The 22,885-nt window shown below is 63.1% G+C and carries 22 protein-coding genes and 3 pseudogenes; 7 read left to right on the forward strand and 18 right to left on the reverse strand.

Annotated elements, in window-relative coordinates; all coding sequences use genetic code 11:
• Positions 1-10: 10 nt before the first annotated feature.
• Complete coding sequence (locus NX02_RS11555; RefSeq protein ID WP_025292351.1) at positions 11-421, forward strand: organic hydroperoxide resistance protein; 411 nt, start codon at positions 11-13, stop codon at positions 419-421.
• 16 nt (positions 422-437) lie between these two features.
• Positions 438-1,415: a zinc-binding dehydrogenase gene (locus tag NX02_RS11560; protein ID WP_025292352.1), complete on the forward strand. Its 978-nt coding sequence runs from the start codon at positions 438-440 to the stop codon at positions 1,413-1,415.
• Positions 1,416-1,518: 103 nt separating this feature from the next.
• Here NX02_RS11560 and NX02_RS32390 read toward each other — a convergent pair.
• The 3 genes and pseudogenes from NX02_RS32390 to NX02_RS11570 all read right to left on the reverse strand — a co-directional run.
• Positions 1,519-1,689, reverse strand: a pseudogene (locus NX02_RS32390) (hypothetical protein); the annotation flags it as partial.
• A 90-nt stretch (positions 1,690-1,779) separates the two neighbouring features.
• A pseudogene (locus NX02_RS11565) lies at positions 1,780-2,221 on the reverse strand (transposase); the annotation flags it as partial.
• A gap of 20 nt (positions 2,222-2,241) precedes the next feature.
• Positions 2,242-2,889, reverse strand: coding sequence for a LysR family substrate-binding domain-containing protein (locus tag NX02_RS11570; RefSeq protein ID WP_025292354.1), 648 nt, complete (start codon positions 2,887-2,889; stop codon positions 2,242-2,244).
• A 188-nt stretch (positions 2,890-3,077) separates the two neighbouring features.
• Here NX02_RS11570 and tnpA point away from each other — a divergent pair, with 188 nt between their 5' ends.
• From tnpA to tnpC, 3 genes are read left to right on the forward strand one after another with little or no spacing between them, the layout of a single operon-like run.
• Positions 3,078-3,440 (forward strand): IS66-like element accessory protein TnpA, encoded by a 363-nt coding sequence (tnpA, locus tag NX02_RS11575; RefSeq protein WP_007407193.1) that lies wholly within the window; start codon positions 3,078-3,080, stop codon positions 3,438-3,440.
• The gene (gene tnpB, locus NX02_RS11580) at positions 3,437-3,784 is read left to right on the forward strand and encodes an IS66 family insertion sequence element accessory protein TnpB (protein ID WP_025292355.1); all 348 of its coding nucleotides are present in this window, start codon (positions 3,437-3,439) and stop codon (positions 3,782-3,784) included. The genes tnpA and tnpB overlap by 4 nt, the downstream gene beginning before the upstream one ends.
• Before the next feature lie 55 nt (positions 3,785-3,839).
• On the forward strand, positions 3,840-5,399 hold the full coding sequence (tnpC, locus tag NX02_RS11585) for an IS66 family transposase (protein ID WP_025292356.1): 1,560 nt from the start codon (positions 3,840-3,842) through the stop codon (positions 5,397-5,399).
• Positions 5,400-5,420: 21 nt separating this feature from the next.
• On the opposite strand, the gene NX02_RS11590 is transcribed toward tnpC, so the two are convergent.
• From NX02_RS11590 to NX02_RS11605, 4 genes are all read right to left on the reverse strand, one after another.
• Positions 5,421-5,621 (reverse strand): helix-turn-helix domain-containing protein, encoded by a 201-nt coding sequence (locus NX02_RS11590; protein WP_025292357.1) that lies wholly within the window; start codon positions 5,619-5,621, stop codon positions 5,421-5,423.
• A gap of 90 nt (positions 5,622-5,711) precedes the next feature.
• Positions 5,712-6,707 (reverse strand): LLM class oxidoreductase, encoded by a 996-nt coding sequence (locus tag NX02_RS11595; protein ID WP_025292358.1) that lies wholly within the window; start codon positions 6,705-6,707, stop codon positions 5,712-5,714.
• Positions 6,704-7,933, reverse strand: a complete 1,230-nt coding sequence (locus NX02_RS11600) for an MFS transporter (protein ID WP_025292359.1) — start codon at positions 7,931-7,933, stop codon at positions 6,704-6,706. The genes NX02_RS11595 and NX02_RS11600 overlap by 4 nt, the downstream gene beginning before the upstream one ends.
• Positions 7,923-9,452 (reverse strand): MFS transporter, encoded by a 1,530-nt coding sequence (locus NX02_RS11605; RefSeq protein ID WP_210201978.1) that lies wholly within the window; start codon positions 9,450-9,452, stop codon positions 7,923-7,925. The genes NX02_RS11600 and NX02_RS11605 overlap by 11 nt, the downstream gene beginning before the upstream one ends.
• A gap of 182 nt (positions 9,453-9,634) precedes the next feature.
• On the opposite strand from NX02_RS11605, the gene NX02_RS11610 reads away from it, so the two are divergent.
• A complete protein-coding gene (locus NX02_RS11610; RefSeq protein WP_228222784.1) occupies positions 9,635-10,537 on the forward strand; it encodes a LysR family transcriptional regulator in 903 nt (300 codons plus the stop codon).
• Between the two features lie 18 nt (positions 10,538-10,555).
• Here the strand turns inward: NX02_RS11610 and NX02_RS11615 are convergent, their stop codons facing one another.
• From NX02_RS11615 to NX02_RS11650, 9 genes are all read right to left on the reverse strand, one after another.
• Positions 10,556-10,786 carry a DUF6429 family protein gene (locus tag NX02_RS11615; protein WP_025292362.1) on the reverse strand — a complete coding sequence of 77 codons (231 nt, stop codon included), beginning with the start codon at positions 10,784-10,786 and terminating at the stop codon, positions 10,556-10,558.
• A gap of 278 nt (positions 10,787-11,064) precedes the next feature.
• Positions 11,065-11,793 carry an IS21-like element helper ATPase IstB gene (istB, locus tag NX02_RS11620; protein WP_025290490.1) on the reverse strand — a complete coding sequence of 243 codons (729 nt, stop codon included), beginning with the start codon at positions 11,791-11,793 and terminating at the stop codon, positions 11,065-11,067.
• A complete protein-coding gene (gene istA / locus NX02_RS11625) occupies positions 11,780-13,294 on the reverse strand; it encodes an IS21 family transposase (RefSeq protein WP_025290489.1) in 1,515 nt (504 codons plus the stop codon). Before istA ends, istB begins: the two co-directional genes overlap by 14 nt.
• 351 nt (positions 13,295-13,645) lie before the next feature.
• Positions 13,646-14,398: a DUF6339 family protein gene (locus NX02_RS32395; RefSeq protein WP_158013995.1), complete on the reverse strand. Its 753-nt coding sequence runs from the start codon at positions 14,396-14,398 to the stop codon at positions 13,646-13,648.
• Positions 14,395-14,823 carry a hypothetical protein gene (locus NX02_RS11630; protein ID WP_025292363.1) on the reverse strand — a complete coding sequence of 143 codons (429 nt, stop codon included), beginning with the start codon at positions 14,821-14,823 and terminating at the stop codon, positions 14,395-14,397. The genes NX02_RS32395 and NX02_RS11630 overlap by 4 nt, the downstream gene beginning before the upstream one ends.
• A 220-nt stretch (positions 14,824-15,043) precedes the next feature.
• Positions 15,044-16,366, reverse strand: a complete 1,323-nt coding sequence (locus tag NX02_RS11635) for an IS701 family transposase (RefSeq protein WP_025290687.1) — start codon at positions 16,364-16,366, stop codon at positions 15,044-15,046.
• 14 nt (positions 16,367-16,380) lie between these two features.
• Positions 16,381-16,755 carry a hypothetical protein gene (locus NX02_RS11640; RefSeq protein ID WP_025292364.1) on the reverse strand — a complete coding sequence of 125 codons (375 nt, stop codon included), beginning with the start codon at positions 16,753-16,755 and terminating at the stop codon, positions 16,381-16,383.
• Positions 16,745-18,676, reverse strand: a complete 1,932-nt coding sequence (locus NX02_RS11645; RefSeq protein WP_025292365.1) for a hypothetical protein — start codon at positions 18,674-18,676, stop codon at positions 16,745-16,747. Before NX02_RS11645 ends, NX02_RS11640 begins: the two co-directional genes overlap by 11 nt.
• On the reverse strand, positions 18,677-19,660 hold the full coding sequence (locus NX02_RS11650) for a DNA cytosine methyltransferase (protein WP_025292366.1): 984 nt from the start codon (positions 19,658-19,660) through the stop codon (positions 18,677-18,679).
• Positions 19,661-19,938: 278 nt separating this feature from the next.
• Here NX02_RS11650 and NX02_RS11655 point away from each other — a divergent pair.
• Positions 19,939-20,208: pseudogene (locus NX02_RS11655) on the forward strand (integrase core domain-containing protein); the annotation flags it as partial.
• A gap of 251 nt (positions 20,209-20,459) precedes the next feature.
• On the opposite strand, the gene NX02_RS11660 reads toward NX02_RS11655, so the two are convergent.
• Positions 20,460-21,026 (reverse strand): ankyrin repeat domain-containing protein, encoded by a 567-nt coding sequence (locus NX02_RS11660; RefSeq protein WP_047100009.1) that lies wholly within the window; start codon positions 21,024-21,026, stop codon positions 20,460-20,462.
• 11 nt (positions 21,027-21,037) lie between these two features.
• Positions 21,038-22,735, reverse strand: a complete 1,698-nt coding sequence (locus NX02_RS11665; protein ID WP_025292369.1) for a catalase — start codon at positions 22,733-22,735, stop codon at positions 21,038-21,040.
• Positions 22,736-22,885 lie beyond the last annotated feature (150 nt).

Below are 22,885 nucleotides of genomic sequence, written 5' to 3' on the forward strand. Positions count from 1 at the left end.
GGAGCCAATCATGAAGATTTTCTACAAAACCCGCGCTACCGCCACCGGCGGCCGTTCCGGCCGTACCGCGCTGGACGACGGCAGCCTCGCACTGGACATGGCCATGCCCGGCTCCGGCAAGACCGGAGCCAACCCCGAGCAGCTTTTTGCGATGGGCTACGCCGCCTGCTTCGACAACGCATTGCCCGTGGCCGCCAAGCAATTGGGACTGGCGCCGACCGCCACACGCACCTCGGTGGAAGTGGGCATTGGCCAGACCGCCGCCGGCGGTTACGCGCTGGACGTGGACTTGCATGTGGAAGTCCATGGACTGGACCAATCGGCCGCACGCAAGCTGGTGGAAGCCACCCACCAGGTGTGCCCGTATTCAAATGCCACGCGCGGCAACATCGAGGTGCGCCTGCACGTATCCGTAGCCTGAACAGGAGAAAACCAGCATGCGCAGCGCCATCCATACTGCATTCGGCGAACCCGCCGAAGTCCTCGAACTCGGCGACCGTCCGATACCGCAACCCGGACCAGGCGAAGTCCGCGTCAAGACCACGCTTGCGCCGATTCACAACCACGACCTGTGGACGATCCGGGGCCGCTACGGCTATAGGCCGGACCTCCCCGCAATTGGCGGCAGCGAGGCGGTTGGCATCGTAGATGCGCTTGGCGATGACGTCGAAGGCGTCTCCAACGGCCAGCGGGTAGCTGTTGCTTCGGTGCATGGCACCTGGGCAGAATATTTCCTTGCCCCCGCACGGCTGCTGGTACCGATGCCGGAAGCCATCCCGGACGAAACCGCGGCGCAGCTCATTGCCATGCCCCTGAGCGCGTTGATGCTGCTGGAGTTCCTCGAGGTCGACCAGGGTCAGTGGATCGTCCAGAACGCGGCCAATGGTGCGGTCGGCAAAACCTTGGCGATGCTGGCCGCCGCGCGTGGAATAAATGTGCTCAATCTGGTGCGCCGTGATGCTGGTGTGGATGAACTGGCGGCCCTGGGCATTGATCATGTCGTTTCCACCGCGCAGCCCGAGTGGCAGGAAATTGCCCGCGCCATTCTTGGCTCCGGGCTGGCGCGCGCGGGAATCGATTCCATTGGTGGCGCCGCCAGCGCGGCGTTGTTGGGATTGCTGGGCGAAGGCGGGACACTCGTTTCCTTCGGCACGATGGCTGGAGAGCCGATGCAAATCGACTCCGGCTCGCTCATCTTCAAGCAGGCCACGGTCAAGGGCTTCTGGGGCAGCAAGGTTAGCCTGGCCATGTCGGCGGACGACAAACGTCGCCTGGTGGGTGAACTCTTGCAGCGTACGCTGGCCGGTGAGCTGCTGCTGCCAGTGGAGGCCGTCTACGACCTCGCCGATGCCGCCCAGGCCGCTGCGGCCAGCTTGCAGCCGGCCCGTAAAGGCAAGGTCTTGCTGAGGCCGTAAGCGAGTTGAGGGCCGGGAAGTGCAAAAGAGTGGATCTGAGGCAACGCTGGTCAAGCCGCTGTCGTAGCCCAGTTCTGGAGTGCGCCCCTGCGGGTAGACAGGATCAGGCTACGGATTTGACTGTGAGCCGGGCGTGTTGATCCTCGAACTGCTGCGGACTGAGATAGCCGAGCGCAGAGTGCAATCGGCTGGCGTTGTAGCCCTGATCGATGAAGCGCGTAAGGTCGGCAGTGATGTCTTCGAAAATCTCGTAGGCCATCGGATAGACAGCCCCGACCTTGAGCGTTTCACGAAGCTCTCGGCCTTGGCGTTATCCTACGGATGGGACTATCAGTAATTTTGTGCGCGGGGCCGGTTATCGTCATCAGATGACGAACCGTTCGCCGAAGATCACGGCGAACTGGGTTTTTGCCTCCGACCACTCGCGCGGCGGCCGTTTCCATTCCTCGGCCGCCTTGTTGAGGACGGAGGTATAGTAGCTTCATCGCGGCATCGTCACCGGGGAGGTGGCCGCGGGTTCGCACGGCACGGCGCAGCTTCGAGTTGAGCGCCTCGATCGCGTTGGTGGTGTAGATGATCCGGCGCACGCCTTGCGGGAAGGTGAAGAACGGGATCACCTGGTCCCAGTGACGCCGCCAGCTCTGGGCGATCGCCGGATGCCGCTTGCCCCAATGGCCGGCCTCGAACGCGTCGAGCGCCGCCAGGCCGGTCTCGGCCGTCTCGGCACGATAGACAGCGCGCAGCGCGCTCGCGATCGGCTTGCGTTCCTTCCATGACGCAAAGCTCATGCTGTTCCTGAGCAGGTGGCCAGCGGCCGGGCTACGAATTAGCCCTGCGTGCTGTGTCGGTTTGTCTCCATCGCCAGAGCAAGCAACTTGACGATCGCGGGATCGCGATTTCCGGGCAACCAGACGGCCGAGAAGGCGATGGCGTCAGGCTCGTCGTGGACCGGCAGGAAGACGACGTTCGCCATGTTGAAGGCTGCGCCTTCCTCGGCGAAGAGCGAGACACCATGCCCGGCTGCGATCATCGACAAGAGTGCGCTGCGGCCCACATCGACGCGGCGGATTGCCGGTGTCGGCCATTTTCCGGCGGAGCGTAGCAGGATCAGATCGAGAACCTGCGGTCCTGTGCCGCTATAGCGGATGAGAAATGTTTCCTGTGCAAGTTGCCGCCATCCCACTTCCGATAGTGCTGCCAGCGGATGCCCGGCCGACAGGGCGACCATCAGACGGTCGCGCCAGATTACTCGGGAGCTGAGGTCGTGGATTTCGTGGGTGCAGGCCATGAAGGCGAGATCCAGCCTGCTTTCACGCAACATGATCTGGGCTTCGCGCGCCGTGCATTCGGCGATGTCCAGGCGAATGCACGGATGCTCGGTGTGGAAATGCTCGAACAGACGGTCGAGGAAGCAACCCGGCGTGAGGGCATGGACCCCGATGCGTAGGTTGCCTTCCTCGCCGCGCGCCTGCATCCCGGCTGTAATAATTGCGAAGTCGATTATACCGAGGGCATCACTGATCTGATCGTAAGCGTGGCCTGAGGGCCGCCTTGCCCGTTTGGCCGTAGCCGGGATGCTTATCGTCTTTGACGAGGGCGCGGGCGGTGCGGGAGGTTTTCGGTTCTGAGACTGGTCGTACGAGCGCTCGTACGACTGGTCGTGTGGAGGTGGTCGGCCGGGTATCGGGCCGACGGAGCTGGTCGGACGCGGAGAAGCTGGAGATCCTGGCCGAGGCGTTCCGGCCGGGCGTGCGGGTCCGTGATGTCATCGCCCGGCGCGAGGTGTCGAGCAGCCTGATCTATACGTGGCGCAAGCAGGCGCGGCTGGGCAAGCTGGGCGGGGTCGCGCCTGCGCTGCCGGCATTCGCCGAGGTGCGCGTGGCCGATGTCGCCGCACCTGCGCCGCAGCCGGCGACATCCACGTCTGGCCTCATCTGCATCGAATTTCCGGGTGGCGTCCGAGTGAGCGTGGACGGGTCGGTGGACGCCGGCGCGCTGGCGCGAGTGTTGTCGGTGCTGCGTTGAGCCCCACGCCGTTGCCGACGCGGGTGTTCCTGGCGTGTGGCGTCACCGACATGCGCAAAGGGTTCGATGGCCTGGCGGTACTGGTGCAGCAGGTGCTGGCCCAGAACCCGCACTCGGGCGCGTTGTTCGCGTTCCGGGGCAAGCGGGGTCATCTGGTCAAGCTGCTGTGGTTCGATGGGCAAGGCCTGTGCCTGTTCTCCAAGCGGCTCGACCGGGGTCGGTTCGTCTGGCCGGTGACCGCGACGGGCACGGTGACGCTGACGCCGGCACAATTGTCGATGCTGCTGGAGGGCATCGACTGGCGTCGCCCAGAGCGGACGTTCACGCCGACGCTGGCGGGGTGAAAACGGCGGTTTTGCGACGCTTTTTCTCGCCCGTCGATGCGTGATCTGTTATGAAATGCGGGTGCTGGAAGCGCCTGTTTCCCCTGCTGATGCCACCGCGCGGATCGCCGCGCTGGAGGCATCGCTCGCCCGGGCGAATGCCGCGCTCGCCGCCCGCGATCTGCTCATCGACACGTTGCGCGGGCAGATCGCCCGACTGCGGCGGATGCAGTTCGGTGCCTCCTCCGAGAAGTTGGGCCGCGAGATCGAACAGCTCGAGCTGGCGCTGGAAGAGCTGGAAACGGAGCGGGATGTTTCCGAAGTCGAGACTGCGGCGCCTGGAGTAGCGCCGCGCCTGGCACCGGTCCGCAGTCTGCCGGAGCATCTGCCGCGCGAGGAGGTCGTCCACGAGCCGGCGTCCGGTATCTGCACCTGCCCGGACTGCGGTGGTGCGCTGCGCCGGCTGGGCGTGGACGCGCACGAGATGCTCGACATCGTGCCGGTGCGCTGGCGGGTCGTGCGCAACGTCCGCCCCAAATACAGCTGCCGGTCTTGCGAGAAGATCGTCCAGGCACCCGCGCCGGTCAGCGCTGTGGCGCGGGGCAAGGCGACCTTCGCGACGCTGGCGCACGTCGTCGTCTCCAAGTTCGACCACCATCTGCCGTTGTACCGCCAGGCCGAGATGATGGCCGCGCAGGGGCTCGAGATCGACCGCTCGACGCTCGCGGGCTGGGCCGGGCAAGCTGCAGCACTGCTCGACCCGGTGGTCAGCCGTATCCGTGACGAGGTGCTCAAGGCCGACAAGATCCATGCCGACGACACGCCGGTGCCGGTGCTCGACCCCGGCCGTGGCAAGACCGCGACCGGGCGGCTGTGGGTGTACGCCGCCGACGACCAGGCGTCCGGCAGCACGACACCGCCCGCAACATGGTATCGCTTCACGCCCGACCGCACCGCGGCGCACCCGCAGGCGCATCTCGCCGGCTTTCGCGGCTTTCTCCAGGCCGATGCCTATGCGGGCTATGACGCCCTGTACCGCGGTGGCGTCACAGAGGTGGCATGCTGGGCACACTTCCGGCGCAAGGTGTTCGACCTGCACGAGCGCCTCTCCACGCCGCTGACCACCGATATCCTGGAGCGCATCGGCGCGCTCTATGCCGTCGAGGCGGAGGTGCGTGGTCAGCCGCCGGATGTACGCCGTCGAGCGCGACAGGAACGAAGCCAGTCGCTGGTCGACGCCTTGCGCGAGGTGCTCGACGCTGCCCTTCGCCGCCTGTCGCCCAAGTCCGACATGGCCAAAGCCATCGCCTATGGCACCAAACGCTGGCCGGCGCTGTGCCGCTTCCTGGGTGACGGGCGTCTGGAGATCGACAACAACATCGCGGAGCGGGCCCTGCGCGGCGTCGCCGTGGGAAGGCGCAACTGGCTGTTCGCGGGTTCGCGCGCAGGCGGCGAGCGAGCCGCCGCCATCTACACCGTCATCCAGACCTGCAAGGCCAACGGCGTCGACCCGCAGGCCTATATCGCCGATGTCATCGCCAGGGTCGCCGGCGACTGGCCCGCCACCCGCTGGGACGAGCTGATGCCGTGGAACTGGGTGCCCCAGACAGATCAGCCAACAGCCCAAGCCGCATAAACTGCGGTCCTCACGCCACGCTTACATCTGATCGACAAAATGGCGACCTGCTTCGGTCAGCCGGACGCCGCGCGTGTTGCGATCGAAAAGAACGACGCCAAGGTCTTCCTCAAGCGCCCTGATCCGCTGGCTGACACTCGACTGGCTGGTGCTGAGCATTCGCGCTGCGCGATGGAAGCTGAGATACTCGGCTACGGCCAATGTCTGGATCAGGGCGACCATTGGAAAGCGCCCGCAACGCAAAAGCGTATGCTCGATCGTCGTCGGCTGCTTTACGCTACCCCGCTTATGAACTTGCCGGCGACGCATGGGTCATGGCCCAATCGCCGCCGCCGGGAAATGGGGAAGAACGTGCTCGGCCAACTCGTCGAGCACTTCATCCATTGGTCGCCGGAGTGGTTTGAGATTAAGGGCGACATGGGAGACACCTTCGTCCTGTTGCCGTTTCCATAGTTCAACCAGCGCGCGGCGACCGATGCGGATGCCTCGCACGAACTGCAACGAGGCATTGGGGTCAGAGTCGAGATCGAAGAAGGTGCCATATCCGTAAGGTTTGAAGACGGCGTCCGGTGTGGCTGCACGCCATCTGCCGATGACCTCCGGGAGCCGCCCGAAATCGCTTAGGTGCCAAATCCAGCCGTCCATGTTGGCGGCAAGCCAGGCGATGTCTTGGCCGGCCCGACCAATCGCGATCAGCGGCAGGCGCGCGCCGACCGGCTTGGGCACAAGGTTGAGGCTGCCGTCGAGACGACCATAGTGCTGTGACTGAAAGATGCCGAAGTCGCTTTCCGTGGACGCCCGGATCATGGACAGAGCATCGCGGAATCGTTCCGCACTGTTGTCGAACGGCAGTCCGAAGGTCGGATATTCAGCCGGGCGGTCGCCCGTGGACACGCCGAGCAGCAAGCGACCATGGGATAGCTGATCGACGCTTGCCGCCTGTTTGGCGACAATCAGGGGATCGCGCAGAGGGAGCACGATGCCTGCCGTGCCGATTGTGATGCTTTTCGTCTGCGCTGTCAGCCAGCCCGCATACACCATCGGGTCGATGACCTGCCCGATGTCGCCAAATCCGGGGTCGAGAAACGGAACATCACGCAGCCAGATGGCGGAGAAGCCGAGTTCGTCGGCCTTCCGCACCATTGCCGTATGATCCCGCAGCGTCGGCCCCGGCGAGGATGGATAGCCTTCGAGCGGCGCCATGAAGCCGAACGTCAGCCGCCCGGGCTGGAACAGGCGATTGTATGCGGCGTGATCTTCGATTCCTGCCGGCCGCTTCCAATCAAGATTCGCTTCCGGGCGGCTCATGGCTGATCCTCCGCCTCGGCCAGATTGCGGCCGACGAAGAAGCCCCCGGCGACGGCAATGACTGCGAGAGCGACGGCGAAGCAGATCGCGCCCGTTGCCAGTCCGGCTCGATCAATGACCAGGCCCGTCGCCATCGGCATGAGGCCGGCGGGGATATAGCCGCCGATGTTGAGGACGGCGTTGGCTTCGGCGCGGCGTTCGGCAGGGACATGCAGCCCGATAAGCGTCAGCCCGCCGAGTTGACCGAGACCCTGGCCGCTACCGGCGAGCAGCGCCGCGACGATCAGGGCCACGGCACTGGAAGCCGCGACGGCGATCCCGATCCCGACCATGGACAGCACGGTCGCGCTCGCGCCGAGCAGGAAGATCGTGCGCACGGGACGGCTGCGAGCGAGGAATTGCACGCCCGTCGCCGTCAGGAACATCCCGCAGGCCATGGCGCCAGCGATCAGCGGGCTTGCCACGCCGATCAGGCGGGAGAGCAGCGAAGGGCCGAGCGACAGCACGAACGATGTGGCGGTGATCCCCGGCCCGAACACGGCGATGCCGAAGGCAAGGTGTCGGCGGTTGGGCTGTGGAACGCTCGGCAAACGCAGCCGCCATGCAGCGCTGGCCGTGGGCGTGCCCTCTCGCAGCGGCAGGAGGAATACCAATAGCGTCGCGCTGGCAAGGATCGCGAGTTCGGCGCCGAAGATCGGCAGGATCGGTTCGGGCAGCGCAAGCGCGAGACTACCGGCCAGCAGCGGGCCGAGGCCCGCGCCGAGGACCATCGAGACCGAAGCGAGCAACGATGCTTGCCGCCGCCGATCCGGTCCGCCCAGATCGACGACGGACGCCATGCCCGCCGACACCGCCGCGCCGACCGCGATGCCGGACAGGAATCTTGCGATCAGCAACATGATTACCGATTGCGCGCCGGCAAAGAGCAGACATGCTATGATCGCGGCGGCCAAGCCGGGCACGAGGACGGGCCTGCGTCCGAAGCGGTCGGATAGCTGTCCGACGACCAGAAGAGTCAGGAGAAGCCCGAGGATGTATGCGGCAAAGATCGCCGTCAGCATGGTCGAGGAAAAGTCGATGCTGGACTGCCAGCGGACGTAGAGTGGCGTCGCGGAGTTGGAAAGAATGAATATCGCGGTGACGATCCACGCCGCCGCCCACATACGCCAGACCGATCTATCGTTTTTTTTGCCGTGGAGGATGACGAAGCGATGGTCATGCGCCATCCTCGTCATGTGTCCGGACACGTCCGAGCAGTGCGAAAACGATCAGCGCTGTCACAACACTGGCCGCAGCGAGGATGTAAAGCTGCATCTGGAAAGCGTTGTCGTAGCTCTGAACCAGCAGCGCGCGTCCGACATCAGGCAGGATCGTGGTGGCACCGGCGAGGTCGCCCATGGCGATACGGTTCGCCGCCTCGATCATGCCGTCATGGCTTGTTGCCGTGGCGGAGAACATTCTGATCAAGCCGGACTGTATCAGCCCGGCCAGCAGCGCGCCGACGATGGCGATGGCGACGCCATCGGCCGAAACGCGCACCGCGTTGAAGATGCCCGTCGCCATACCGGCGCGTTCCTTTTCGACCACGCTGACGGCAAGACCATCCATCAGGCCCCAGGGCAGACCGATGCCGATGCCGATAGTGGCCATCGGCAGGATGATCGACGCGCCGTTGCCCACCGACAGCGCCTGCGCCAGCCACACCAGTCCAAGTGCGGTGATAAGGAGACCGATGCCGGACAGCACGCCAGCCGTTACCCATCGGGCCAGAGTGGCGGCCAAGAAAGGCACGACGAGCAAGGGCACCGACAAGGCAATCATCAGCCGCCCGGCATCGAGTGCGGACTGACCCTCGATCCCGATGAACCGGGCCGGCAGAAGAATGATGAGGGTCACATAGAAGAAGGCGGGCGATGCAGCGAGGATTTGCACGCCGACAAATTTGGCTCTAGCGAACAGCGACAGGTCGAGCATCGGCCTCGCCACGCGCCGTTCGATGACAATGAAAGCCGCGAACAGAATGGCAGAGACCAGCAGCGATCCGACAACCGCAGCGCTGCCCCAGCCTTCTTCCGGCGCCAGCAACACCGCGTAGGTGAAGAGGGCCAAAGCCGCCGTAAAACTGATGGCCCCCGGCCAGTCCAGACCTGTGGCGTTAGGATCGCGGGATTCCCGCGCCGACCATGCAACCATCACGAAACCAAGGAGGCCAATGGCGGCGGTCGCCAGGAACACCCATTGCCAGCCCAGAGAATCCACGAGCGCACCAGCCGCGAGCGGGCCGAAGGCCAGACCCACGCCAAAGGTTGTGCCGAGCAAGCTGAACACCCGCGTCCGGGCGTGGCCATCATATTCCTGCGCCAGCGACGACATGGCCCCCGCGAATGCGGCAGCGCCTCCAAGACCCTGTATCAATCGGAACACATCCATCCAGATCACGGTCGGCGAAAACGGAATGGCGATGGTGGCGGCGGCGAACAGCGCCAGCCCCGACAGCCAGACACGCTTGCGGCCGTAGATGTCGGTCAGGCTCCCCGCTGCCATCATCGCGCTGCCATAGGTCAGGATATAACCGTTGATGACCCAATTGAGCTGGACGGCCGTGCCGCCGAGCGCTTCGTTCACGGATGGCAGAACAACCGCCGGGCCGGTGAAGCAAAGCGGGATCAGCACGCCAGTCAGGCACGCGGAGAGCAGAAGTAGCCATTTTCTGGCTGAGGATCCATCAAGGGTTGTTGTCGTCACGGTCAGGATTCCGTCTGCAAGGACAGTTGAAAGGTTTGCCAGGCGGAGTCCGACGATTGCTTCAGGCGATTGGTCTTGGTCCGACTGTTTGATTTCGCGGAAACATAAAGACGTGCTGAGAAAAGAAAATCAGGCTACATTTCCATTCTTAGCGGACATATGCGTCCGCAATGGAGATTGGCATGATGGATCACATGGCCGGGCTAGGCGCGTTCATGCAGGCGGCGGAAACCCGCAGTTTCGTTGCTGCTGGCCGCCAGCTTGGCGTGTCCGCTTCCGCCATAGGCAAAGCGGTCGCCCGGCTCGAAGATCGGCTCGGCGTGCGCCTCTTCCATCGCAGCACGCGCAGCATCACGCTAACCCCCGAGGGCGTGCTGTTTCTTGAACGCTGCCGCCGCATCGTCTGCGAAATCGAGGCCGCCGAGTTGGAACTGTCGCAGCGCCAGGAAGCGCCACGCGGAAAGCTGCGCGTCAGCCTTCCGCTCGTCGGTATGTTGTTACTGCCGGCAATCGGGGCTTTTGTCCGCACCTACCCGGAGATTGAGCTGGACCTTGATTTCACGGATCGGCTCGTGGATGTCATTGATGAGGGGTTCGACGCGGTGATCCGCACCGGCGAGGTCAGCGATTCGCGTCTGATGACCCGTGTTATCGGCACGTTCCGGCACCAAATCGTGGCTGCGCCTGGCTATTTGAAAGCCCGAGGCACGCCGCAGACGCCTGCCAATCTCTTGGACCATAGCTGCCTGCACCACAAGTTTCCGAGCACCGGCAAACTTGAACGGTGGCCGCTCCATGCCGATGGAGGGGCGTTGGACATTGAGCTTCCTGCGACGTTGGTGGCGAGCACTATCGAACCGCTGCTGTCTCTGGCCGAACAGGGCATTGGCATCGCCTGCCTGCCGGATTTCGTGGTGGCGCGATACATCGAGGCCGGAAGGCTGGTTCAGATTCTCGAAGAGCACACCGCGAATGCGGGGACGTTCCGATTGCTCTGGCCCTCGACCCGATATCCCTCACCGAAGCTGACTGCGTTCACCGAGTTCATGGCGAAGCATCTGTTCGGCGTTACGATCAGGAAATAGCACTTCAGTTCGGTCGTCTTATTCGGGCTTGCAGAAGAGCGTCCGGAAAAGCTGTTCCGACCGCTCGATTCCCTCGTCGGTCAACACGACGGATTTCGCCTTGCCGAACGGATTGCTGATGAACCTCTTCTCATGCACTCGGTTCATCGCGCCCCAATCGAAGCTCTTCCATGACCGGCCGTCCCGGCCGAGTGAGTGGAAGAGCAGCGCAAGGACTGCATCGTCGATTTTGTCCTTGTCGATTTCCATAGTCCCGATACCCCAGTGTTCATGGTGAGTCCCGACCGGACGGAAGGAGACCGCACCATGAAGACCGTCGATTTTTGTAAATAGGCGTCGAACCGGGACCCCATATCGGCGTGCAATAGGGACCCCCTTTTCGGGTTGCCGGGCGGTTGTCCCGGTAGTCCATAGGAGGGACCCACGGCCGGCGCTGCGCGCCCCCCAAGCGCTGGCGGTGCCGGCCGTGGGAGGTTCCTGTGGACCCACCGGGTCAACCGCCGGGTGGGGGGTCCGGGGGGAGGGTTTTAGCTTCGGTTTCTGAGGCGCCAGCTGTCGTTGCCGGTCTCGACGATGTCGCAGTGATGGGTGATGCGATCGAGCAGCGCGGCCGTCATCTTGGGATCGCCGAACACGGTCGGCCATTCCCCGAACGCCAGGTTCGTCGTGATGATCACCGAGGTGCGCTCGTAGAGTTTGCTGACGAGGTGGAACAGCAACTGGCCGCCCGAGCGGGCGAACGGCAGATAGCCAAGCTCATCGAGCACGACGAGATCGAGGCGGGAGAGCTGGGCCGCAAGCGCGCCGGCCTTGCCGAGGCGGCTCTCTTCCTCGAGCCGGTTCACCAGATCCACGGTGTTGTAGTAGCGGCCGCGGGCGCCGGCACGCACGACGCTGGCAGTGATTGCGACGGCCAGGTGGGTCTTCCCGGTCCCGGTGCCGCCGACCAGGACGATATTGCGCTGACCGGGCAGGAACGAGCCAGCATGCAGCGAGCGCACCAGCTGCTCATCGATCAGCGTCCCCTCGAACACGAACGCATCGATGTCCTTCACCACCGGAAGCCTGGCCGCGGTCATGCGATAGCGGATCGATGCCGCATGGCGATGAGCAGCCTCAGCGCGTAGCAGATCGGTCAGGATCTCGATGGCGGTGCGCTTGCGCTGCATGCCCGTGGTGACCGCCTCGTCGAAGGCGCCAGCCATGCCCTTGAGGCCCAGGCCGCTCATCGCGGCGATCATCTCATGCCGCTGCACGGGCGCCTCGCAGAAGGTCATAGCGAGCGCAGTCCGCGGTCGGTGGGTGGCTGAGCGCTAGCGCTTCGGACGTGGCGATGGTCAGTGGCCGGGGCGGCTCTCGCCGCCGTGCCAAGATGTTGAGGATTACGTCATCGCTGGCAGCGCCGGCGGCGAGTGCCTCGCGGATCGCGGCCTCGACCGCTTCGAGGCCATCGGTCAGCACGGCAGAGAGCACGCGCACGAACCGGCGGTCGGCTTCATCGCCTGTCCCCAGCTTGCGCCTGAGCCGCGCCAGTGCCGGCGGGAGATCCCAGTCCTGGAACGGTGCTCCGTTCCTCAAGGCGCCCGGCTTCTTGGCCAGCACCGGCAGGTAGTGCCAGGGATCGAGGATCATCCGATCCCGGCCGAAGAAGCGGGGATGCTCGGCGATCACCTCATCGTCGAGGCGGACCACGATCCGGTCCGCATAGGCGCGAACCTGCACCGCCCGCCGGGCCGCCTTGGCCATGACCGAGTAGCGGTTGCGGTCGAAGCTGATCAGGCAAGTGCCGGTCACCGCGTGCGGCGTCTCGTGGAAGCCGTCGAACGGCGCCAGCATCACCTGGAGCGAGGGGCGCTCGGCGTCCCATGCCTCGGCGATGGTCAGCTCGCGTTGATCGGGATGCGGGTGCAGCGCCGCCCAGCGGCGGCACTCGGCCTCAAGCCACCCGTTCAGCTCCTCCAGGCTCGCAAAGCGTAATCGGGGCTGGAAGAACCGCCCCCGGATCGTCTGCACCTGGTGCTCGACCTGGCCCTTCTCCCAACCCGCTGCTGGCGAGCAGGCGGTAGGCTCGATCATGTAGTGATCGGCCATGATCAGGAACCGGCGGTTGAAGACCCGCTCCTTGCCGGTGAACACCGTCGTCACCGCGGTCTTCATGTTGTCGTAGATGCCGCGCGTCGGCACGCCGCCGAAGAAAGCGAACGCCCGTGCATGGGCGTCGAACACCATCTCCTGCGTCTCGCGGGGATAGGCCCGCACGAACACCGCCCGCGACGCGCAAAGCCGCATATGCGCGACCTTCACCCGCATCGGCTTGCCGGCGATCTCCACATCCTCGTGGCTCCAGTCGAACTGGTAGGCCTCGCCGGGCCGGAACATCAGCGGGATGAACGCCGCGGCGCCGTCGCCGGCATCCTTGCGTCGGTCGTCCAGCCAGCGCTTCGCATAGCGCCGGACCGCATCGTAGGAGCCGTCGAACCCCTCGCGCAGCAGCAGGTCGTGAATCCGCGTCATCCGCAGCCGTTCGCGCCGCGGCCGTGCCTCGTTCTCCGTCAGCAGAGTATCCAGGCGCTCCTGGAACGGACCGATCCGGGGAAGCGGCTGCACCGACCGCCGATAAGCAAAGCCCGCCTCCGGGGCTCGGATCGCCTTCCTTATCACCTTGCGCGACACCCGCAGGTCACGCGCGATCGCCTTGATCGATTTACCGTCGGCGTGCTCGCGCCGAATCCTTACCACCGTCTCCAAAATCAACATCCCGATCCCGCCGCCTGGCTACAACCAAGCGGACGCACCTAAACCATCGAGATGGGGGTCCCTTTTAGACGCCGATCACCCCCATAACGGGGTCCCTTTTGCACGCCGCTCCACATCGATTTTCATGCGTATGCCTATTTTATAGGGTCATGGAGGGCTATGGAGTAGATATAGTTCTCATCGCTATCTCGCATGGCCCGCCATTTGCCGCCGTTTCCTGCTCATAGTCCGCACCGGCTACGCCGGCGTATTGAGTTAGGTGGTGGGATGCGTTCGCGTCGCGCCCAACCAACGTTCCAATTGTTCAAAGACGACTATCACGACGCAGCTTAATGCGCGAACAGAACGCATCTACAAGATTGACAGCTTTAGCTTGTTGCCAATGATGTCATCAAGAATGGCCTCAACTTGGTGCGCTGGCAAGCAGTCGAGAAGTTTGTATCCTCCGACCGAATTGATCTCCATCATCAGCCTTCTAAAGGTAGATCGTTCAAAAAGGTGCTTTCCTCCTTCCAGCGACATCGCGAGCTTTTGAACGATTGCACCGAACAATTCTGAACACTGCGAAGTAGTTGGCCGTTCAACTAGATTGGCACGCACATCGGATCGAAATAAAAATGCCTGAAGAGCCCGTTCCCGTTCCATCGAAGTGACCCGAGCACAAAGATGGGCCATCCACCAGAGACGCGATCCGACGTTGTCACGTTCGACCTGCCGCTTGTCCCGCGCGAAGAAGTGCTTGGCTATATGCTTGGCGGCGGCATCATCATCATCAGGAATTGGCCAGCGCGCACGCGCATGCTGAAGTAGTGCGGTATGGCTGAGATAGGTCCAGAGGCGCTCATCGCGCGCCTCATAAGGACTCAAGTCCTTCAGTGCGCCGTAAACAATGCCGCAGTTTTCGACCTCAAAGTACTTGCCATCGGCCGGCGCAAGGAGCGCCGCCAAGGCGGCTTCGTCGCACTCGATATCGTGCTCGAACCAATATGCAGGATCAGCACAGACCTCGCTGAAATCACCCGCACGGTAAGCTGCGAGATTCTGAGGAATGTTGCCGCGCAGATCCACGAGAGCTGCAGATCGGAGGAAGCGGATCTTGCTCATTCACCCTTTTCCCCGAAGAAATAGCTGTCGAGGATGGTGATTGGGTGACGCATAAGCTGCTGCGCGATCCAAGCTTCCTCGTGATTCTTGATATCGATGCCCTGATCAGCCATGCGTTGCCGAAAGATATGCGCCCAGCGGTAATCAAGCTGATCGTCGCCATGCTTGAGAAGGCTCAGGCACTGCATCACCGCGGCAAAGTAAATGGAGTTCAGCAGTATCGCCCGGTTTTCTTTCGTGTTCCGGGCTGCATCAATGCGCGCCTTGAGGCCAGAGCTGACTGCAATCTGCACCTTGTCATCGTCCGCCTGAATCTGCCACTCGTTGTCGGGGACGCTATCTTTCTTGACCAGCTGAAAACAGGAACTGATCGGCTTGAACGCATCACGGTCGATGTAAATCGACTGCGGTTGGTCGAGTGCCAAAACAGCGCCGCTGGGGAACGCAAATGGTCCGGATCCAAACTCTTCGTTGATCCACGGACATTCAAAGCCGCTGATGTCACCCGATGCGATTATGTAGGGGTAAATAACCCTACTGCGTCATAAAGATCGGATATTGGATTGAGGCGCGAGACAGCAGGGACATCGAGCTAGGCGCCTGACGATGGCGGCGGCGAGGTGGATGCGGATGGTGGCGATGGAGTCATGGACATGGCGCTGCGGCCGAACGGGGAGCGCCGCGCGGGATATAGGCTTTGGGAATGGGAGGTTTTTGGCGGGATAGCGGATGGTGGAGGGCTGAGGGGGGAATCGTCTCCATTTGGGAGATGAGGAATCCGTAGGCGGCGATGCATAGGGTGACATGGTGGTGGAAGCCGCGCCATCCGCGGCCTTCATAGTGGCCGAGGCCGCATTGCTGCTTGAGATCGAGATAGTCGCGCTCGATGCGCCAGCGCAGCTTTGTGAGGCGGACGAGTTCGGTCGTGGCGATGTCGGCTGGCAGGGTGGAGAGCCAGAAGCGGGCGGGTTCGGGGTCGCCTTGTGGCCATTCGATCATGAGCCATAGCTCGGGGGAAGGATTGGCGCGCAGGCCATCGCCATTGGCACAGCATAGCCGCAGGAAAGCGAAGCGTCCGCCGAGCGGTTCGCTCGATCCCTGGCGGCAGGTCACGGTCTGCCACGCGCTGTCGGGCAACTCGAGCGCGAGCGCCTTGACCTGAACCGGTTGATGAGCGTGCTTGGGCAGCTTCTGCTCACCAGGCCGAGGGCCACGGCGGTGCGTTCTGGAGCGTGGCGGCGGCGCCTCGCCGGGGCGCCAGACATTGGTGATGGGGCGGATCGCGACCGCGTAGGCTAAGCCCAGATCGGTCACGCCCTGGCGGAAATCGGCGGCGCCGCCATAGCCGGCATCGGCCAGCACGACGCCTGGCGGCAAGCCTTGCGCGATCGCCGCCGCGAGCTGATCGAGCGCGATCCCGGTCTTGGACCGGAAGGGGATATCCTCGGGCACCCTGGCCTTGCGCCGCCGCTCGGCGTCGTTCGCCCAGGCCTCCGGCAGGAACAGCCGGTGCGCAACCGGCAGGCTCGCCGTCTCGGTCGCCAACGACAGGCTGACCATCACCTGGCAGTTCTCGGTCTTGCCGAGTTGTCCGCAATATTGCCGCGCCACGCCGACCGAATGCTTCCCCTTCTTGGGAAAGCCCGTGTCGTCGATGATCCAGGCCTCGACCGGGCCGTCGCGCTCCACCACCGGCAGAACCTGCTCGCGGACACACGCCATCAGCGCCTCGTCCGACCAGCCGCCCTGACCCACGAAATGCAGCAGCGACTGGTGTTTCGCCGATACCCGGTCAGGCCGAACCACCGCCGCCAGCGGCTCCACGCTCTTGCGCTCCACGGGAAGCAGCAGTCCCGTGCAATAATCCCTCAACGGTTCGGCTCGGTCCGCATGCCCGATCACTTTCACAAGACGATCGACATAAGCGTCAAAACGCGCTTCAATCTCCTCCGTCCAGCGACCCTCCATCCCGACCCTCCAGCTCAGTTTGAATCACCGAGCCTATCACATCTGCGCCGGTACCGAATCCCCCCTTCTTCTGACTCAGTAGGGATAAGAACCTCGCCACGCAACTCGCCAGCCGAGAAAATTTCTGTAAGGCTCGGCTGCTTGCTGATGGAAGCTTTGCGGAAATATGTGTCCCGACATGAAAACACTACCACATAGTCGGCCTTGCCTTCAGCGACGAGCGCTTCAATCTCAGTCACGCTGAGCGCGAAATCAATTTCTGCGGTAATCGTGGTACTGTCCGGTGACTGCTCGAAATGGACTGTCGCTTGAATATCGCTGTCCCGGTAATCGTCAACGCCGGGCCGGAGCACGGGATACGGGAATGCCCGCAGCAGATCAAATTGCATTAGCAACCACCCTCAGCGTACCCTGAAAATCCTGTGCGAGCTCGACATCGATGATGCAGCGGGCACCCGCTTTGGCAACGATCCCCTCGATACGGCCATCCTTTATTGCGCCCTGACTTGCCGCATGCACGGCCAGCGCATAATTCGTATCAGCACCGGAATCTTGAAGCTCGATCACGAGGGCTCCGGATTCCGATGGCGTGAATGCGACGCGCCGGCTGTTGGGAGTCAAAGGCACCGCGCGCACATCACCAAGCGGCAGTCCCGAGCTTTGAGTCTTGCGTTGCTGCGATGCCCCGCCATCTGACGCAGGCCTATCGCCCCCGCCGGCATCATTTTCCCCGCCGCCGCTACCGCCGCCCTCGCCGGGACCATCCCCATCCCCGTCTCCGCTGCCATCTCCAGCCCCGCCTGCTTCGTCATCGACGCTCGCAGCACTCCCGCCGAAGGTTCCGCCGCCCAGCTTAGGCTTGACCGCGCGCGCTCTGATCACGATCGCGCCCGCCGGATTTTCATCCTTCTGCTTGGCTGCACCTTCATCGTCTTCGTCGCCGAAGAATGCCGCTAGCTCATCGAGGCTGGTTTCTTCCGCAACCGGATCCTTGGCGTGGCGCGCCAGCATTTTTCGAACCCATGTCGCCAGTTCACGGAGTGCTGTGCGTCCCTGCTGGCGGCGATCAGGGGGAAGGCGATCGGGCTCAAACGCATCGTGGCGAGGCGGCTCCATCGCGCGAAGCAGTTCCAGTCCTTTTTCGGTTGGGCATTCAAGAACTGCAGCGAATTCCTTGAAATCACCGAAACGGATCAGGCCCTGTAGCGATTCGGTGATGAGCATGCCATTACGCAGCACCGCCACCCGCCGCGGCAGGTTCTCACCCACAAGAATGCGGAGCTCGCACTCGCCAAGGTGATAGTTTTCTGACTTCTCGACATGGACCTCGGTACCGCCCTCCAGCGCCCGGAGATAGCTGGCGACATTATCAAACTTTTCGGGTTCGCCAGCCTGTTCGGAGACGGACGCCTTAACGTCCGGATCGGCAAGCAGACCGCTGAGTGTTGCGGCGCTTATCACAATGCCGCCTTCAATATTCACTTCGAGTTCGCCGCGGCTGACTGCGCCAAAGAAGTTCTCGATAATGTTGGCAGTCAGCACGTTCTGCCATCCCTTGGTCGGGGTGAAGCCGATGATGCTCAGCATCGTGCCCTGTTGCCCATCGAGTTTGCCGTCGGCATCCGCCAGACTAAGCCAGTCGGGAATGTCGCTGGTCAGCGAATCGACGGGCTGACACTGCTTGCGAACACCCCAGAATCCCGTGCCGCGCCTCGTCTTGCCGTCAGCGTCGAGGTGCGACATCAGCACCGACTTGCCCTGGACATAATGATGAAGCTGGTCTTGCTCGTCTGCCCAGACGGTGCTGACGAAGACGGTGCGAAGCTCGGAAACCGTGAATGGCGCAAACTTCCCGATCCCGTAAGAGCCGGTCGAGGTTCCGATCTTTTTGCTCTGTCCCGTGGCCTTCATCAGGGCGAAAAAAGGTTTGCCATTGACGCATGGACCTCGAAGCCCCGTGGTATTGGCGTCCCGAAGCTGAAGGACATGAATGTCCTTGCCATCGAGTAGCTTTGCGGCGTCAGCAAAGAATTTTGTCGCCTTCTCGCTGTCCTCGCCCGGTGCTGCCTCGGCGCAACGGGCCACGGCCCCCTTAAGATCGGAGATTCCAGGCACACTCTTAACCGGCACCTTGCGCAGCGACACGGTGATGCGAGCCGGCGAACCGATCTTGGCATCGATCGTATTCTGGGGCACCTCACGCCCGAGGTGCTGCAGACGATTTCCCGTGAAATGCTCGATGCCGGGATCGTTAAAACCGTCCCACTGGTCCGAACTGTCCACCGGGAACTCAAACCCCACCGCCTTCATTCAGAGCCCCTCTTCTGCAAGTCTGATTCGGACCTTCTCAGCCAGCAAGTGGGCCACGGGAACCGTTACTGCATTGCCGACCTGAATGTAGCGTTTCGCACGCGGAACGTCGTCAGGAAAGATGAATTTCTCGGGAAATCCCTGCAGCGAAAGGCACTCGTATTCAGTCAGCTTCCGCAGTCCGCGGCTGTTCATAATAAACGGGACATTATGGCCGCCTAACCCCATGTTTGCTGTCAGCGTCGGACAAACACCGGGCTCTTTGGCGCGAACTTCATACTTCCGGAGCTGATACAAACACTCCCGATCGGTCACGCTGCTGCTTATCATCTTGAAATAGCGATTTTCGGTGGGAAGGTAATACTCATCTTCTGCGTGCCCATCGAAATCGATATATTTGCGCATATCCTTGGGGTTTTTGTCCTTCTCGGCAGGGAACTCAAAGCGGCCGCTCCGAAACGCATCCATGGAGAGCGCCACCATGAACAGGCGTGTGCGTTGCTGCGGGAGCGGGGTCAGCTCATTTGCTGTCAGCTCACAGCTGTTCTCCGGACGGAACCAGTATCCCGCTTTTCGGATCGCCCGCTGAAGCTCCAGAAACCACGCACCGCCCTCGCCGTAGCGGAGGAACGGCGCATTTTCGAGAACGAGCACCTTGGGCTTATTGGGTCCGAACTCATTGATAAGACGGATGATCTCGTAAAACAGCTTCCCGCGATCATCTTCGAATCCCCGGCGCTCGCCCGCCTGCGAGAAGCTCTGGCAGGGAAAGCCGGCATGAAGCACGTCGACGGGCTCCAGCGCATCGCCGGAAACACTGACATCGAGCACACTCTTCGTCAGAAGACGCACATGCGGAAGATTTTGGCTGTAGGTGGTGGCGGCATGCTCATTGACTTCAACCGCCCAGGCGGTGCTGAAGCCGGCTTGCTCGAAACCAAGGCAAAAGCCACCAATGCCTGAAAATAGCGCGCCGCACTTCATGACCGGCCTATTCTGCTGGTAGCGGAGCGGCCATCAGTGACACCCTTTTCGCCGCCAGTTCGAACTGAAATCTCTGCCGAGCCCGCGTCCACTCATTCCTCCGATCGTTCGCCGACCGGACTTATTCTGGCGCGTGTTCAGAAAGTTCGGCCGAAGCGAAATGCCTATGTCCACACGATCGCCTGACCGCGCGGCTGCACCCCTATAGCTTCGCGCAGCAGGAAAGCCAGTGCCGAGGGAAATTCCTTGATGTCCTCCCCTGAAATGAGACCGATCTTGACAACGGCACCGAGCTAACATCGTTCGCCATCCTGCGTTGGTCGCAGCAGCGGCGGGTCGAGTGGCAATGCATCGCGCCCGGCAAGCCGATGCAGAACGGCTTCGTCGAGAGCTTCAACGGCCGCCTGCGGGACGAATCCCTCAACGAAACGCTGTACACGTCGCTGGCTCACGCCCGCTTCGTGCTCGCCGCTTGGCGGCACTACTACAATCACGTCAGACCGCACTCGAAACTGGGCGGTGGGATCCCCGCCGAGATTGCCCGCTAACGTGTCTGGAGGCATGGCCCCAGGCACGTTGCCTTCAACCAACCATCATGAAGAAGCCGGACGCTACGTCTGACTGGTGACAATCAGGGGAGCACGTCAATCATGCTTGCTGCCCGGCGGCTTGGGCTTAGCTGTCGGCGTTCGCGGACGCCTGCGAAGCCAGAGGTTCTACGCCGATTCCCGCGTGTCGGGTCGCAGAGCAACTGCGTGCGCCTTGCCAGAAGACCGGGACCGGCGCGCGCCTTATCCCGTCATTGTTTGAAGCCGCCCGGCGCGCGGTCGGTTCGCGGCTGCAGCCGTGCTGCGAGCCCGTCATTTCCCTGTGCGGCGGCCACCATCGCGGCGGTGCGTCCCGCAGCGTCGGCGATGGCCGGGTCGCCGCCGGCCGCCAGAAGCATCTCGATCTGCCTCGTCCGCCCGAACAGCGCGGCCATCATCAGCGCGGTCTGGCCCGCATTGTTGCGCGCGTTGACGTCACACTTTTCCTTCAGCAGCCGCTCTGCAATCGCATCGTCGCCCTTGAACGCCACGCCCATCTGCGCCGTGTTGCCCTGACTGGCGTCGGGCTTGCACGCATCCGCCCCCGCAGCGATCAGCGCATCCACCGCCGCCGCCTGGCCGTTATAGGCGGCAAGGATCAACGGGGTGAATCCGCGCGCTTCATAGGCGTTCACGTCCGCGCCGTTCTTCGCAAGGAACGGGATCAGATCGGTGCGGCCGAGTTTCGCCGCCTCGAACAGCAGGTCCTGCCGCCGCTCGGGCGGGGGAAGCTCCCGGGCGGGTGCCGGAGCCGCGGCGAGCGCGGCTCCGGCCAACATGGCAAGCACGCTCATTTCCCCGCGTAACGGGCGTCGAGCGACGCATTATATTCGGCGATCGCCTTCTCGACCTCGCTTGCCGGCACATTGACGGCCTGGCCGAGCCGCGTGCCGAGATCCCGGTCGGCCTGCGCGAAATAGCTGACCATGATCACCTTGGTGCGCAGCGAGGTGACGACGTTCAGGTCCCCCGCGAGGTTCTTGACCAGATCCGCCTTGTCGGCCGGCTTGAGCGCCCGATAGAAGGCACCCGCCTGGTCGAACGGTTCGGTCCGCGAGATCGGCGCGGTCTGCACGATCGCGTCGATCCTGTGGGGCGCCGGCGCGAACCTCGGATCGACCGCCTTCTTCGCCGTAACCGAAGGGAAGTAGTTCACGTCGATCTTGCCGGTCGCATGATCGAGCTGGCCGTCCTGGTAGTTGTTGACGACATCCACCCGCGGGCGATTCACCGGCAGATCCATGACGTTGGCGCCGATGCGGTAGCGCTGGGTGTCCGAATAGGAGAATAGCCGCCCCTGGAGCATGCGGTCGGGCGACGGCTCGATCCCGGGCACGAGATTGGCCGGCGCGAAGGCGGACTGCTCGGTGAAGCGGAAGAAATTCTCCGGCACCTTGTTCAGCGTCATCTCGCCGATCTTGCGGAACGGGACGCCGAGCCACTCCTTGGTGTCGTCGAACGGGTTATAGGGCAGCTTGGCGAGTTCCTCCGCGGTCTGGGTCTGCACCATCAGGTCCCAGCTGGGGAAGTTGCCCTTCGCGATTTCGCCGTAGAGATCGTCGGTCAGATGGTTGAACGGCGCCTTGTTGGCGGTGTCGCCATCGAGATTCTTGACTCCCTGGTGGCTGATCCAGCGGAACTTGGCGAAGATAGTCTTGCCATCCTTGCCGACGAGCTTGAAGGCATGAACGCCGTTACCGTCCATCGTTCGGTACGACGCGGGCGTGCCAAGGTTCGAATAGACGTGGACAAGCATGTTGGTCGCCTCGGGCGTGCCCGAGAAGAATTCGAACAGGCGGTTGGGATCCTGCTTGTTGGTGACCGGCGAGGGCTTGAGCGAATGGATCATGTCCGGGAACTGGATGGCGTCGCGGATGAAGAAGATCGGCAGATTGTTGCCGACGAGATCCCAATTGCCCTGATCGGTGTAGAACTTGACCGCGAAGCCGTGCGGATCGCGCAGCCCCTCCGGCGATCCAGACGGATGGATCACGGTGGAGAAGCGGACGAAGACCGGCGTTTCCTTGCCACGCTGCGCGAACAGCGAGGCGGTGGTGATGTCGGATAGATCGGCGGTGGCACGGAACACACCATGCGCGCCGGTGCCGCGCGCATGGACCACGCGCTCCGGCACGCGCTCGCGGTCGAAGCGGGCGAGCTTCTCGATCAGCGTGATATCCTCGAGCAGCACGGGGCCAGTGTCCCCGGCGGCGAGCGAGTTGCGATTGTCGCCGATCGGTGCGCCGTTGTCGCGCGTCATCTGCGGTGCTTTGGGCGAGGTGGCGCCGCCTTTGGCATCGACGGTACCCGACACGCCGGCTTGGGCGGGCGGCGGATTGGCGGCGGCGCTGGGCGCAGCCACCGTGGCCATGCGCGTTTCGACCTGCGTCTGCTGCGGATCGACCGTCTGCGCAGTAACGGGTACGGCGGCGACAAGCGCCGTGGCCGATAATAGCCGTGCGAGCCGGCCAGTCGATCGTATGAGCATCGCTTCCTCCTCTGTTATAAGGAGGACGTAGCCCATCTTCGGAGGCATCACTAAGCGGATTATACCTATCAGTGTGATCGATCGGGCAACTTAGGTGCAACTTGACGCGCGACCGCAGCGGTACTGCGCGGGTATCCGCATCGGCGGTTT

The sequence above is a fragment of the Sphingomonas sanxanigenens DSM 19645 = NX02 genome (genome assembly GCF_000512205.2).
GTDB lineage: Bacteria > Pseudomonadota > Alphaproteobacteria > Sphingomonadales > Sphingomonadaceae > Sphingomonas_D > Sphingomonas_D sanxanigenens.